Below are 14,572 nucleotides of genomic sequence, written 5' to 3'. Positions count from 1 at the left end.
CGCTGCGATGGGTGAATCTTCTGCAGTCGTGGTTCTACGCCCCTCATGTACCCACGGCGATGGCCCGTGGCCACTGGTTCGCTCGTTACCCTGTAGACGCCAGGGACAGGACTTGCGCCAGTCAACGATGCCGAGTGGGGGTACTGACGCGCGATGAAGGCCGACTCGCCGCACTGGAAGGTGATGGGCCCTCCGGCGACGCCGGAGGAGGCCGCGGCACTCGAGGCCTTCCGCGAGGTCCTCCCCGACGACGGCCGCACCACGGCGTGGGTCAACCTCACCTTCATCGACACGAACAACCGCACGGCCGAGGTCGACGTCCTGCTCCTCACGCCCGTGGGCCTGTTCTGCGTCGAGCTCAAGGGCTGGCACGGCACCATCACGGGCACGTCCCAGCGCTGGTACCAGCCGGGCAAGACGCACCCCAACCCGTTCCTGGTGACCGACCGCAAGGGCAAGCGTCTCGCCTCCCTGCTCAAGTCCTACGCGACGAGCCCGCAGATGGAGCGCGCCGTCCCGTGGGTCAACGCACTGGTCGTCCTCCACGGTCAGGGATCGAAGTTCGAGGTCGACCAGTCCGGGCGTGCGGGGGTCATCAAGCTCGACGGGTACGACGTGGCGTCGAAGCCGCCGCTGCAGCGACTGAGCGAGTTCCTGGCGACGCCGCCGGCGAACCCGCACGACAGCATCGACCCGCAGCGTGCCCAGCTCGTGCGGCACCTGTGCCAGAAGGCGGACTTCCGCCCGACGCCGAAGACACGCATGGTCGGCGACTACGCGGTCGCGGAGTCCGACCCGGTGGCGGAGGGCGTCGACTGGCAGGACGTGGTGGTCACGCACCCGAACCTGCCGAAGCTCAAGCAGCGGTTGCGCCTGTACGACGTGCCGCCCAAGGCCTCGGCGTCGGAGCGCAAGCGCATCGAGCAGCTCGCCCAGCGTGAGTTCCAGCTCACGTACGGCATCAAGCACGACGGCATCGCGGTCCCGCAGCAGTTGCTGACGACGGACGACGGGCCGGCGCTGCTCTTCGAGTACCAGGACGCCGAGCGGCCTCTCGACGCGTTCCTCGCCGACGAGGGGGCGGCCCTCACGCTCGACGACCGCGTGGCGATGGTCGAGCAGCTCGGTGACATCCTGCGGTACGCGCACAACCGGCACCTGTTCCACCGGGCCCTGTCGCCGCAGCGCGTGTGGGTCCGGCCGACGGCCGACGGTCCCCGGCTCGAGGTGCGGGACTGGTACTCCGCGCAGAAGGACCGCGAGACCGCGTCCACGACCCGGTGGACCGTCATCAGCCGTGGTGTCACCGACCTCATGGGCGTTGCCGGCCACCAGGACCTGGTGTGGCTCGCTCCCGAGGCGCGGCAGTCCGTCTCGGACGTCCCGGGTGCCCCGCTGGACGTGTTCGGCTTCGGTGCCTTGGCGTTCTTGATGCTGACGGGGAAGCCGCCCGCGACGACGATCGCCGAGGTGCAGGAGGTCCAGCAGCAGGCCGGCCGGTTCGACCCGCGCGCCGTCACCGCGGCCCTGCCGGACTCCCTCGCTGACGTGATCGGTGACCTCACCGCGGTCGACGAGTCTGAACGACCTGCGTCGGTCGAGGATGCCCTCACGTTCGTCCGCATGGCGTGGGACGAGGTGCGTCGCCCGGATGCCGAGTCGCCCCCGGAGGAGGTCCAGGACCCGCTCGATGCCCGGACCGGCGACATGATCGGCAGCCGCTTCCTCGTCGCGGGCAAGCGCGGCGAAGGCTCCTCGGGTGTCGCTCTTGCCGTCCTCGACGACGACGCGGGCGACGACCGGGAGCTCATCCTCAAGATCGCTCGGGACGACGCCGCCGGCCGCCGCCTCGACGTCGAGGCCGAGGTGCTCGCGGGGCTGGAGCACCCCCGCGTCGTGCGCCTGGTGGAGTCGCTCGAGCTCGGTGGCCGTCGCGTGCTGCTGATGTCCGACGCGGGCAAGGAGACGCTCGCGACTCGGCTGGCCAAGGAGGGTCAGTCGACGCTCGAGCAGCTGCAGCGGTGGGGGACCGACCTGCTGGAGGCGATGTCCTACCTCGTCGACGTCGAGGGTGTCTTCCACCGCGACATCAAGCCGGCGAACCTCGGCATCGCCCCCGACCCGGGCTATCGCAAGCCGCACCTGACCTTGTTCGACTTCTCCCTCGCGCGGGAGCCGCTGGAGGCCACGGGGTCGGGCACGCCCGGGTATCTCGACCCGTACCTGGGCAAGGGCCGGCGGAACCGCTACGACCGGGCGGCCGAGCTGTGGGCGGTCTCGGTGACGCTGTTCGAGATGGCCACCGGCGTCCTGCCGTGGTGGCCCAACGGCGCGAGCATGCCGGCCAAGCCGACCGACCGGGCGGTGGTGGAGCCGACGTCGTTCGACCCGGCGGTCGCGGCACCGCTGACGGCGCTGTTTCGCAAGGCCCTGGCCCCGGACGCCAAGGACCGTTTCGGCAACGTCGAGGACCTGCTGCGTGCCTGGACGGAGGCGTTCGCCGGCCTCGCCCTGGACGAGGACGCGCGGAAGAAGGACGACGAGCTCGCCTCCCGGGCCACGCTCGACACCCCGCTGGAGCAGTCCGGCCTCTCGGCTCAGGCACTGTCGGCCCTGCGTCGGCTCGACGGCGTGGTCACGGTCGCGGACGTCCTCGGCGTGCACCCGGTAAAGATCAACGGGATCCGCGGCCTGGGGGAGACGTACCGCAAGGAGATCCAGGCGCGCATCGGGCAGTGGCGCACCGCGTTGCGACCGGCGGAGCCCGTCGCCGGAGTCGCGGTGGCGCTCGGGGTGGACCGGTTGGTGAACAACCTGCTGGAGATGCTGCCCGCCGCCGACGAGTCGCTCGCCCGCACTCTGCTCGGCCTCGGTGACGGCCCAGCGTGGCCGACCGCCGCCGAGGTTGCCGCCGACGCGCAGACGACGCGTGAGCGCGTCACCGCGATGGTGGACGACGCTGCGGCCGCCTGGTCCAAGCACCAGCCGTTCCTCACGGCCCGCGACGAGCTGACGACCATCGTGCAGAACGCCGGCCGCGTCATGACGGTGCCCGAGGCTGCTGCTGCGCTCGTCACGCTGCGCGGGTCGACGCTCGACGGCGACGCGCGCACGAGCCACGGCACGGCGTTGATCCGCGCGATCGTCGAGTTCGACGCGCGGGACACCGACTCCGTGTTCGTCCTCCGACGACGCGCGGGCGCCAAGGCGGACGTGCTGGCCCTGAGTGAGACGGCAGCCGCGACCGATGCCGGCGACGCGAGCCCGCCGGCCGACCTGCTCACCGAGCTGGCGGCTGAGCTGGGCGCCAAGGCTGACGAGCTGGTCACCGGCGGGGTCATCACCGCGAGCACCGCAATCGGCTCGCTGCGGAGCGTGGTGGACGAGCTCGACGGCGCGGGCCAGTGGCAGGTCTCCGACACCCGCGTGCTGCGGCTGGCCGCCGCGGCCAGCCAGACCGCGGCCCTCTCGGGCTTCCAGGAGCTGTACCCCAGGGCGCTGCCGATCGCGACGGCCCTGGAGCACGCGATGCGCGGCAAGCCGGGCCGCGCCATCAGCCAGGCCGCGGTGCGGCGGACGGTGAGCGCTCGCTTCCCCCACCTCACCGATCCCTTGCCTGCAGGTTCGGACAAGCTCGACGCGCTCATGCGCGACCTGTACCCGGACCTGGTGAACCGCCAGGGCGTCTACGAGCCCAAGAGCACGGCGCTGTTCACCACCGGGTCGGTCCAGACCACGCAGTTCGCACCGACGCCGGCCGCGGAGATCACGCGCAAGCTCAACGACGCGCTCGCCCGTCACTCAGCCCTGACGCTGACGGTGCCGCCGCGCCGGTACACCGCCGCTGTTCGCGCACTGTCCACGACCTTCGACATCGACGTCCTCGACGTCGCGGAGCTCGTCGTGACGGTGACGAAGGAGCAGATCGAGGAGGCTGGCGGCATGTGGTCGGGGCTGCTCGGCTACGACGCCCTGGATCGTGACAGCAAGCAGTGGAAGGCCCTGCAGAGCGTCGTGCAGCGATCGATTGAGCCTGCGTGGGTGGAGCGGCTTGCGTCACCCCGCCCGCTGCTGCTCACCAACGCCGGTCCGCTCGTGCGGTACGGCATGACGTCGTTGCTGGCCACCCTGCTGGACACGGGCACCAGTCGACCGGCCGCGCGCTGGCTCCTCGTCGCCAAGCCCGGTGACGCCCGCGCACCACTGCTCGACGGGCGGTCCGTGCCGCTCGGGCCGAGCGGCTGGATCGACCTGCCCCGCGACCTCGCGCAGCTTGCCGACGACGACAAGCCCGCGCCCCACAGCACGATCCCGACCGGAGACCGTTCATGATCCACTCCTCCGCCCTCCTCGCCGACCTCAAGGCCCAGCTCCGGGTCCTGCAGGCCGACCTGAAGGCGCGTGCCGACGACCCCACGACCGAGTGGGGAGCCGCGCTCCAGCGCGAGCACGCCGAGGCGCTGCGGCGCGAGCGCACTGGCCTGTCGTGGACGGTGTGGCGGGACAACGAGGTCGACCAAGCCGCGGTTGCGTGGATCATCGCGACGACGTTCATCCGGTTCTGTGAGGACAACGACCTCCTCGCGGGCGCCACCCTCGACGGTATGCCTGTCCCCGTGGGCTGGATCGCCGGCCCGGGCGACCGCTGGGCGCGGGCTCGCGAGAACCAGACGGCGTACTTCCGCGTCCACACCAGCCACCACGACCGCGACTGGCTCCAGCAGGCGTTCCGCGTGCTCGCCGCCCAGCCCGCGGGCGTGGCACTGGTGGACCCGAAGCACAACCCGGTGTGGACCGCGGAGATCAGCGCCGAGGCCGCGAAGGGACTGGTGAGCTTCTGGCGTCGGACCGACGACGACGGGACGCTCATCCACGACTTCACCGACCCCGACCTCGACACCCGGTTCCTCGGTGACCTCTACCAGGAACTGTCCGAGCACGCGAAGAAGACGTACGCACTGCTGCAGACGCCCGAGTTCGTCGAGGAGTTCATCCTCGACCGCACGCTCACCCCGGCGATCGCCGAGTTCGGCATCGACGGGCTCAAGCTCATCGACCCGACCTGCGGGTCGGGGCACTTCTTGCTCGGGGCGTTCCAGCGGCTCAACGCGCAGTGGGCGACCGAGGCGCCCGGGCTCGACCCCAAGCAGCGCGTGCGCAAGGCCATGGACTCGATCCACGGCGTCGACCTCAACCCGTTCGCCGTGGCCATCGCGCGATTCCGGCTCACGGTCGCAGGGATCACGGCGGCCGGCGAGAAGTCGCTGGTCGGCGTGCCGCCGCTCGGCTTCCACCTCGCGATCGGGGACTCACTGCTCGGTGAGCAGGGCGGTGGTGTAGGACTGTTCGACGACAACGAGACGTTCACGTACGACACCGAGGACCTCGACGAGTACGCCGGCATTCTCAAGCCGGGTCAGTACCACGTCGTCGTGGGCAACCCGCCATACATCACCGCGAAAGACCCGGCTGCCAACGCTCGGTATCGAGCTGCGTACCGGACGGCTTACAAGCAGTATGCACTTTCAGTGCCCTTTGCTGAACTCTTCTTCCGCCTCGCCCTCAAGGGGGACTTCGCGGGAAGCGCTGGTCATGTTGGCCAGATCACTTCCAACTCATTCATGAAGCGGGAATTTGGCAAGAAGCTGATCGAAGGTCTGTTCGCCGGCAAGGATCCCGAGCTTGCCTTCTCTTGCCCGGTCGACCTCACTCACATCATAGATAGCGCCGGTGCCTGGATGCCGGGTCACAATCATGACGGCACTCCGACCGTGATCCTCGTGGGGCGCCGCCGCCGGCCCGTATCGGCCCGCGTACGGGTGGTGCTCAAGAACCGAGATGACGCCGGGAAGCGGGCGGACCCCGAGAACGGTCCGAACTGGACGGAGATCGTAAACAACCTCGACAACCCAGGTTTCGAAGGCACCTACGTCTCGGTTGCCGATCGCGACCGTGACGCACTTGCAATCTTCCCATGGGCACTCTCAGGTGGCGGATCAGCAGAACTTATTGCCCAAATCGAGTCGAACGCGTCATCTCGGTTGGGAGAAGCGCTCGAGCGGCCTATTGGAGGGGCGATACGCGCCGGTGCGGATGAGGTCTACATGCGCCCTCGCCTGCTCGCGTCCGAGCGGTCCTTCAAGGCCTTTACGCGGCCGTTCGTCGTCGGAGATGGAGTGCGCGATTGGCGCAGCTCGGCTACGGATCAGATCCTCTTTCCCTACGACGGCTCCACGCTTCGCTCATCGAGCGAACTCGATAGCATCCTTTGGCCGTGGCGCACCACGCTCGCAAGGAGAGGCACCTTCCAAGGCGTGATGGCCGACGCGGGTTTGCGCTGGACGGACTATATGCAGTTCACCCGCTGGTCGGCCATGGCCGAGATGGTGATCTGTTTTGCATTCGTTGCGACGCACAACCATTTTTCCCTCGTGCGTGGCAGAAAAATCTTCAACCGCTCTGCGCCGGTCCTAAAACTGTCGATGGGGGCGACGGAGGGGCGGCATATTGAATTGCTCGCAGTGCTTAACAGTTCGGTTGCTTGTTTCTGGCTGAAGTATGTGAGCCAGGAGAAGGGGGGTGACGCCGACACTCCCTGGCTCCGGACTTGGGAGTTCACCGGCACTAAGCTGCAGGAACTTCCACTTCCTGCGCATCTGCCGCAAAATCGCGGCGACGTGATCGAAGCGCTCGCCCGCGAGTTGGCAAGCAATGTTCCAGAAGTGGTGATTCAGGGGTGGCTCGAGAGTGACCAGGCCTTCGACCTCACTCAGGCGCTCGAGGCAGCCCGCGCTACCGCCGAGCGTCTGCGCGGTAGGTTGATCTTCGAGCAGGAGGAACTGGACTGGGAAGTTTACTGGAACTACGGGCTGATCGAAGAAGCCTTGATCTATGATTCGTCGAAGGATGTGAAGCCGCAGCAGCATCTCGCGTCGTCCGAGCGCCCCTTCGCCTTGGTGCTCGCGCTTGGCGAGGCAGGGAATCCTGCGGCGACCGTCTGGTTCGACTACAAGGACGCGCGCTCCGGCAACGAGCATTGCTTTCCCCGGGTGACTGAGATCCCGGCCGACTGGCCCGAGGGATATCGGGAATTGACCCGCAGGCGTCTCGCGGCGATCACGGCTAACCAGGCCGTCAGGCAGTTGGAGAGGCCTGAGTTCAAGCGTCGTTGGGCTACCGTCCCGTGGGACAGCGAAGTGCGCAGCGCGGTTAAGTCGGCGGTGCTGGACCGTCTCGATGACTCTGAGCTCTGGCGAGACGCCCAAGGGCCAGTAGCGCGATCAGTGGTGCAACTCGCGGACCTCCTCCGCAACGACCCTGTGCTCTTGGGGCTTGCGCAGACGCTGACCGGAGCGCGGGAGCCTGACGTGGCAGGCGTAATCGGCGGCCTGCTCTCCCATGAGGGGGTCCCATATCTAGCAGCTCACCGCTTCACGGCGACTGGTGTCGAGAAGTTTCGTGAATGGCAGCGAGTCTGGAGCCTACAGCGACGGGAAGACGCTGGTGAGAAGGTTGCGATTGCCGTGCCACCCAAGTACGGCGACAAGGACTTCCAAGACAGCACTTACTGGAAGGCTCGCGGCAAGCTCGACGTACCGAAGGAGCGCTTCATCCTCTACCCAGGTGTCGGTCGTGAGGGCGACTCGAGTCCCGTGCTGGGCTGGGCGGGCTGGAACCACCGGGACCGGGCAGTGGCGCTCGCCCGGGAGATCCTGACCCAGCAAGGGCTCGGTGCGCCCGACGAGGCGCTCGTGCCGTTGGTAGCGGGTCTGGTCGAGCTCGAGCCGTGGCTGCACCAGTGGCACACCGACCTGGAGCCGGAGTTCGGGTCGAGCGCCGCCCAGGCGGTGACGAGCCAGATCGACCAGCTCCTCGCGCAGCTCCAGATGACGCGCGATGACGTCAACGCGTGGCGGCCGCCGGGCGCGACGCGTGGCCGTCGCCCCCGGTCATAGAGCGTCCGGCCGGTACCGAAAGACGACGTAGCGATGTACCTGAGGAACGGAAGAGTCGACCGATGAGCAACACCACCGCAGGCGCACTGTCGATGATGCTGCGCGACGCGATTCGCGTGCCCGAGGCCGTGCACGACGACGACTTCGTCATGCGGATCCATGAGGGCGTTCCCGCAGCCGACCGGACGCTCCAGGACTACGTCGTCACCGAGAAGATCGCCGAGGCGTTCGGCGAGGGCCTCACCCTGGTGAAGTCCGCGCTGGCACGCGGCAACGCCAAGGGCGCCTTCATCCACGGCTCGTTCGGTGCCGGTAAGTCGCACTACATGGCGGTGATGCACCTGCTGCTCACCGGCAACTCCCATGCGCGCGCCCTGCCCGGGCTGCAGCAGGTCGTCGCTGAGCACACGGACGTGCTCTCGCGCAGGTTCCTCGCGGTGGACTACCACCTCATCGGGGCCGAGTCCTTCGAGGGAGCCCTGTTCCAGGGGTACATCAACACCGTCAAGGAGAAGCACCCGGACGCCGCTCCGCCGGTCCTGCACCGGAGCGATCTGCTCTTCCAGGACGCCCAGAGCCTGCGAGCGAAGATGGGTGACGACGCGTTCTTCTCCCAGTTCGCCAGCGACATCGACCCCGTGCTCGGCACCCTCAGCGACGGCGGGCTCACGGCGGCGGACCTCGACGCGGCGGCCCGCGGGGCGGCGAGCGAGCGAGACCGGCAGGCGGTCGCGGCGAAGCTGGTCGAGACCTACTTCCCCGGGTACACGTCGACGTCGGCGTGGCTGCCCATCGACCAGGGGCTGCGGATCATGACGGCCCACGCCAAGGACCTCGGGTACGACGGTCTGGTGCTGTTCCTCGACGAGCTCGTGCTGTGGCTGGCCAACCACCTGCGGGACTCGGCGTTCATCCAGAACGAGACGTCCAAGGTCGCCAAGCTGGTCGAGACCGGGTCGGGCCAGATGGCGATCCCGATGATCTCCTTCGTCGCTCGTCAGCGGGCGCTCAAGGAGTTCCTCGGCGGCGGGAACGTCGGCGCCGAGCAGGTGGCGCTCGAGGATTCCTTCCAGTGGTGGGAGGACCGCTTCGACAAGATCACCTTGGCGGCCGCCGACCTGCCGGAGATCGTCCAGAAGCGCCTGCTGACCCCGACGTCCGACGCGGGCAAGGCTGCGCTCGCCGCCGCCGTCGCGCGGGTGCGGGCCAACCCGACGGACTGGAAGCACCTGCTCACCGACTCAGCCGGCTCGAGCGCCGTCGACTTCGAGAAGGTCTACCCGTTCTCGCCGGCACTCGTCGACGCGATGGTGGCGCTGTCCGCGATCATGCAGCGCGAGCGCACCGCTCTGAAGATCATGAGCGAGCTGCTCTACCGGGGCCGCGACGAGCTCACCGTCGGCGATGTCATCCCGGTCGGTGATCTCTTCGACGTCGTCGTGCTCGGTGACGCGAAGCCCCTCACCGACGACATGGTCAAGGTGTTCGAGGCTGCCGCGACGTTCTACCGCGGCAAGATGCGTCCGTACCTGCTCGACAAGCACCGCCTCACCGACGCCGAGGCTCGGGCGCTCGACCGCAACCACCCGTTCCGGCGCGAGGACCGCCTGGCGAAGACCCTGCTCGTCGCCGCGATCGCCCCCGGCGCGACGTCCCTGAAGGACCTCACGGCGTCCAAGCTGGCGGCCCTGAACTTCGGGTCCGTCGTGTCGATGTTCGGCGGCAACGTCTCCGGGCAGGTCGTCACCTTCGCCACCGAGTGGCAGGCCAAGTTCTCCGAGATCACCGTCGGGTCCACCGCCGACCCGGTCGTCAGCCTCCAGCTCACCGGCGTCGACTTCGACGCGATCCTCGCGCACGTCGCCCAGGAGGACTCCCACGCCAACCGGCGCAAGCTCATCCGCGACACCCTCGTCGCCGAGATCGGCGCGATTGCCACCGGCTCCTACGCGGGCGAGTACGCGCTCGACCACGTCTGGCGCGGCCAGAAGCGGGCCGTCGACGTGGTGTTCGGCAACGTGCGCGACAGGGCCGCCATGCCCGTCGAGACGCTGAAGGCGTCGGACTCCCGCTGGAAACTCGTCGTCGACTACCCGTTCGACGACGAGGAGGGGCGCGGACCGTCCGACGACGCCGCGCGCATCTACGACCTTAAACACGACGGCGTCGTCTCCGACACGATCATCTGGGTGCCGCACTTCCTCACTGCCCAGCGCATGGACGACGTCGGCAAGCTCGTCCAGCTCGAGTACCTCCTGACCGGCAACCGGTTCGACCAGTACGCCAGCAACCTGCCGGTCAGCGACCGCGATCCGGCGCGCCGCCTGCTGACCAACCAGCGGGACTCGCTGCGCAGCCAGCTCGGCGCGCTCCTGCGGCAGGCGTACGGGGTCGACTCCTCGGCGAACGACGACAACCTCGGCACCCGGCTCACGGGCACCAACTTCGTCACCCTGGCTGACGGGTTCACGCCCACTCAGCCCTCCGCGGCGACGCTGCGCGACGCCGTCGTGGGGGCACTTGGCTCCGCGCTGACCGCCAGGTACCCCAAGCACCCCGAGCTCGAGCGAGGCGCCGAGGAGGTGCGACGCACGGAGCTCAACGCCGTGCTCGACCTCGCCCGCAAGGCCGTCGACGCAGGTGGCCGGCTCGCGGACGTCGACCGAGCGACCGGCAGTAAGGTCCGGCGCGTCGTGACCGGCTACGGCGTGGGGGCGCTGCGTGAGACGACCTACGCGCTGGATGCTCAGACGTTCGCGTTCTTCGACGAGTTCACGCGTGCCGCGGGCACCGGTGACGTGACCGTCGGGACCTTGCGCGGGGTCCTCGCGGCCCGCGGCATGACCACCGACACCATGGACCTGCTCGTCCTGGCGTGGGCCCGGATTACCGACCGCGAGTGGTACCGCGCCGGATCCCGCACCAGTGAGCCGGGGATCGGGTCGTTGACCCCGGACATGCTGCTGCGCGAGCCGGTGCTGCCCTCGGAGCAGGAGTGGCGAGTCGCGCTGACCCGCGCCAAGGCGCTGTTCGGCGTGGGCGCCGACGAGTACCACCTGTCGACCGCCGCGGTACAGCGCGTCAGCGACGCGCTCCTCGGCAAGGTGCGTCCCGCGGTGAGCACGACGTCGGAGGCGGCCGCGGAGCTGTCCGCGCACCGCGACGTGCTCGGGCTGGACGACACGAGCCCGCGGTGGCAGTCGGTCACGCGCGGACGGGACCTGGTCGCCGTCCTCGCGACGGCTGACAACGCCGTCGCGAGGATCGAGTCGCTGGCGCAGTTCGACCTGCCGGCGGAGTCGCAGGCGATCGGCCGCTCGATCGCGGCCTCCGGCGACGTCGTCGCGGCACTCCGTGGGGCGAACTGGAGCCTCATCAACCGGCTGCCGGGCCTGGGAGGGGACCGTGCCGCACGGGCCCTGTCCACACTCCGCGGCACCGCGCGGCAAGCCGAGCTGCACGCACCGCTCAAGCCGGCCCTGGGCAGCGCGGCGGACGAGGCGCTCGACGTCATCGCGGCCGACCCCGCAGAGGTCGAGCGTCGTCGGCGCGAGGAGGAGGCGCGACTTCAGGCCGTGGAGGAAGCGCGTCGCGCTCGGGAGGGGGCGGAACGCAAGGCGGCAGAGGAGCGAGCGGCCCGCGACGCCGAGTACGCGAGGCAGCAAGCCGAGCTGGAAGCGAAGCGGCGCGAGCAGGCAGAGCGCGACGCGGAGATGGCCCGGCAGAAGGCCGAGCTCGACCGCATCCGGCTCGAGCTGGAGGAGCGCGAACGCGCGCGTCTCTCGGAGAAGAGTCAGGTCGTCTCGCGTGCCGTCGAGATCCAGGAGATCGGTCAGAAGATCGTCGAGGAGCTGACCCACCCGGTCCCCGGCAAGACGCTGCGCGTGAGCTGGAGGTGGGAGTGACCAGCGCCGCCACGGAGACTCCGCGCACCGTCGCCGTCTCCGAGGCGCTCGTGCGGTCCCGCGCGGCCGAGCTCATCGCCAAGGGCGGTGACGCGCGCGTGCTCGTCCTGCGGGCCCAGCCGCGGTGGCACGGCGGCGACCTGACCATCGACGGGCAGCGGGTCCGGGTCATCGAGGGCGTCTCCCAGCTGGCGATCCTCGACGCGTACGCGCAGCAGTCCGATGACGAGTACCTCGTCGTCCTCACGGATCGACCGCGAGCGGACCTCAACGACACCGTGCTCGCTCGCGCGTACGGTCAGCGGATCGAGGAGCCGGACGAGTGGGCGAGCGTCCCCGCGCTCTTCGGGGGTGCGCGCGAGGTCAGCCGCGAGCTCCGACGGCTGGACTGGGCCGCGACCGCACTGCTCGACCATGAGCCCGCCGGCGGGTGGGCCCCCTCCACGGACCTTGCTGTGACCGCCGAGCACGCCATCGGCGGGTTGCTCGCCCACCTGCTCGACCTGGACTCCGGAGACCTCGACGGCGTCGTCCTCCTGGCCGTCCTGAGCAACGGCTCGCGCTCGTCATGGGCGGGTGTCGACCCGGAGCTGCAGGACCACCTCATCGCGTGGGCCGAGGGCCAGTACGGCACGGCGGCGGCCTTCGCTCTGCGCACCACCGCCACGCCGGGCGGCCTGGTCAAGCCACTCGCCCTCGGTCTGGCGATCGACGTGCTGTGGCCTCAGCCGGCCGGTGACCTCACCGAGGCCCAGGTCGCTGCGCGGACTCGGCTCCTCGAGAGATACGTCGCAGGTCGCGCTGTCACGCCGGTGCAGGCGCGGGAGATCGCCAACGCGGCCGTCTCCGCCGTGCTCCGGCTGTCGCGCGAGAACGACCCCGAAGGGCGCCTCGGCGTGGTGCTCGACCAGGCTGAGGCCTTGCTGCGCGACAACCTCGGGTGGCCCGAGGGCGCCGAACGCTCCGGCATCCTGCGTCCGGGCTTCACCGCCCGCCTGCGTGTGCTGGGCGCGGCCCTGGACTCCGGCACCGGCATCGAGGAGGCACTCGCCGGCGTTCTCGAGCACCGCGAAGCCACCCTGGGGAGCCAGGACCTCGCACCGCGCATGGCGGTGCGGCTCTCGCGTTGGCTCGCGACTCCTGAGACCGACGCGCACACCCTGGGGACGGACCTTCAGCGGCAGCTCGCCGACGGCGCGTGGGTCGACGCGGCGCTCGGTGTGCTGTGGAGCGGGTCATCCGACGCCGAGGTCGGGGCCGCCTACGGGCGACTCATCGAGCGTGTCCGCACCCGCCGCCGGGAACGCGATGCGGTGGCCGCGACGCACCTCGGGGACACAGTCGTCATGCAGTCGGTGGCGGAGGCGTTGCTCGGTGGTCCTGCGCTGGGCGTCGAGAACATCTTGCGCGCCGTGGTGGACCCCTGGAGGGCCTACGGAGGCGTGCTGCTCATCGTTCTGGACGGCATGAGCGGAGCCGTCGCGATCGACCTCGCTGGTGAGGTCGGACGGTCCGGCCTCGTCGAGTGGGTGCCGTCCGCGACCAAGCGCCGGCTCGCCGCCGCTGCCGCGCTGCCGTCGATGACCGGGATCTCGCGCACCAGCCTGTTCTGCGGCGAGGTGCGTCACGGCACGTCCGCGACGGAGAAGTCGGGCCTCGCTGCTGCCTTCCCGGGCGCGAGGGTGTTCCACAAGGGCGAGCTCCGCGCGCCGGGCGGCGCCCAGCTCGCGGACGACGTCGCCACCGCCATCGCCGACCCCACGGTTCCGGTGGTCGGTGTCGTCATCAACGTGATCGACGACGCGACCCACAAGAACGACACCTCGGGGCGGCCCTGGGGCATCGGCGACCTCGAGCCCCTTCGCGGGTTGCTGAACGCCGCCTCCATCGCCGGGCGCACGGTGGTCCTCACCTCCGACCACGGCCACGTCGTCGAGCGCGGGACCGCGATGCTCCCTGCTGTGGCGGGGGGCGACGCGCGCTGGCGGCCGGTGTCGACGGGGCCCGTCGAGGAGGGCGAGGTGCTGGTCACCGGCCCGCGTGTGGCGCTCGACGCCGGCCAGGTCGTCGTGCTGTGGCGGGACGACGCCCGGTACGGCGCCGCGCGTGCGGGCTACCACGGGGGTGCGTCCCTCGCGGAGCTCACTGTGCCGGTGCTCGTGTACCAGCGGTCGCTCGCACAGGCGGCCCCTGACGAATGGGAACCGGCGCCGCCGCAGGCGCCGGCGTGGTGGAACGACCCGGTCGTCGAGGCGAAGGTCAACACGTCTACGCATCCGGGCCCGGCGAAGAAGGCGCGTAAGAGGCCGGCGGTCGACAAGTCGGAGCCCGCGTTGTTCGAGCTCGAGGTGGCCGCGGTGGCGTCGCCTGCGCCGTCGGACGACCTCGTGGGGCGTGTGCTGGCGTCGAGCGTGTACGCCGCCCAGTCCCGGCTCGGCGGACGTGCCGCGTCGGCAGCGCTGATCGAGACGGTGCTGCGCACCCTGGTGGCCCACGGTGGGCGAGCGCACCAGGACACCGTTGCAGCGGCCGCCGGCATGCCGGTCACCCTGTTCGGTCAGGGACTGGCCGTCGTCAAGCGGGTCCTCAACGTCGAGGGGTACGACATCCTCTCCGTGGACAGCGACGGCGTGACCCTGCGGCTCGACGTCGACCTGCTCAAGGACCAGTTCGGGCTGACCACATGAGCGACCGGGGGGCCGTGCAGTGGCA

The 14,572-nt window shown here is 69.8% G+C and carries 4 protein-coding genes; all 4 read left to right on the top strand.

Translation table 11 applies throughout. The features are described from left to right. Positions 1-153 precede the first annotated feature (153 nt). The 4 genes from pglW to pglZ all read left to right on the top strand — a co-directional run bounded on the left by pglW (position 154) and on the right by pglZ (position 14,547). Positions 154-4,332 carry a BREX system serine/threonine kinase PglW gene (gene pglW / locus KG103_RS17030; RefSeq protein WP_207339660.1) on the top strand — a complete coding sequence of 1,393 codons (4,179 nt, stop codon included), beginning with the start codon at positions 154-156 and terminating at the stop codon, positions 4,330-4,332. After that, positions 4,329-7,955 (top strand): BREX-2 system adenine-specific DNA-methyltransferase PglX, encoded by a 3,627-nt coding sequence (gene pglX / locus KG103_RS17025; RefSeq protein WP_207339659.1) that lies wholly within the window; start codon positions 4,329-4,331, stop codon positions 7,953-7,955. The genes pglW and pglX overlap by 4 nt, the downstream gene beginning before the upstream one ends. Positions 7,956-8,017: 62 nt before the next feature. Further along, a complete protein-coding gene (locus tag KG103_RS17020; protein ID WP_207339658.1) occupies positions 8,018-11,860 on the top strand; it encodes a DUF6079 family protein in 3,843 nt (1,280 codons plus the stop codon). Beyond that, positions 11,857-14,547, top strand: a complete 2,691-nt coding sequence (gene pglZ / locus KG103_RS17015; RefSeq protein WP_207339657.1) for a BREX-2 system phosphatase PglZ — start codon at positions 11,857-11,859, stop codon at positions 14,545-14,547. The genes KG103_RS17020 and pglZ overlap by 4 nt, the downstream gene beginning before the upstream one ends. Positions 14,548-14,572 lie beyond the last annotated feature (25 nt).

Origin of the sequence: Cellulomonas wangleii (assembly GCF_018388445.1) — a bacterium.
Lineage (GTDB): Bacteria > Actinomycetota > Actinomycetes > Actinomycetales > Cellulomonadaceae > Cellulomonas > Cellulomonas wangleii.
Note: the sequence above shows the minus strand (reverse complement) of the source record. Positions and strands in the feature narration are given on the sequence as shown.

What these genes read in the sequence shown, in the direction of transcription:
- pglW (WP_207339660.1), top strand. Translation starts at nt 154, where the DNA reads ATGAAGGCCGACTCGCCGCACTGGAAGGTGATGGGCCCTCCGGCGACG.
- pglX (WP_207339659.1), top strand. Translation starts at nt 4,329, where the DNA reads ATGATCCACTCCTCCGCCCTCCTCGCCGACCTCAAGGCCCAGCTCCGG.
- KG103_RS17020 (WP_207339658.1), top strand. Translation starts at nt 8,018, where the DNA reads ATGAGCAACACCACCGCAGGCGCACTGTCGATGATGCTGCGCGACGCG.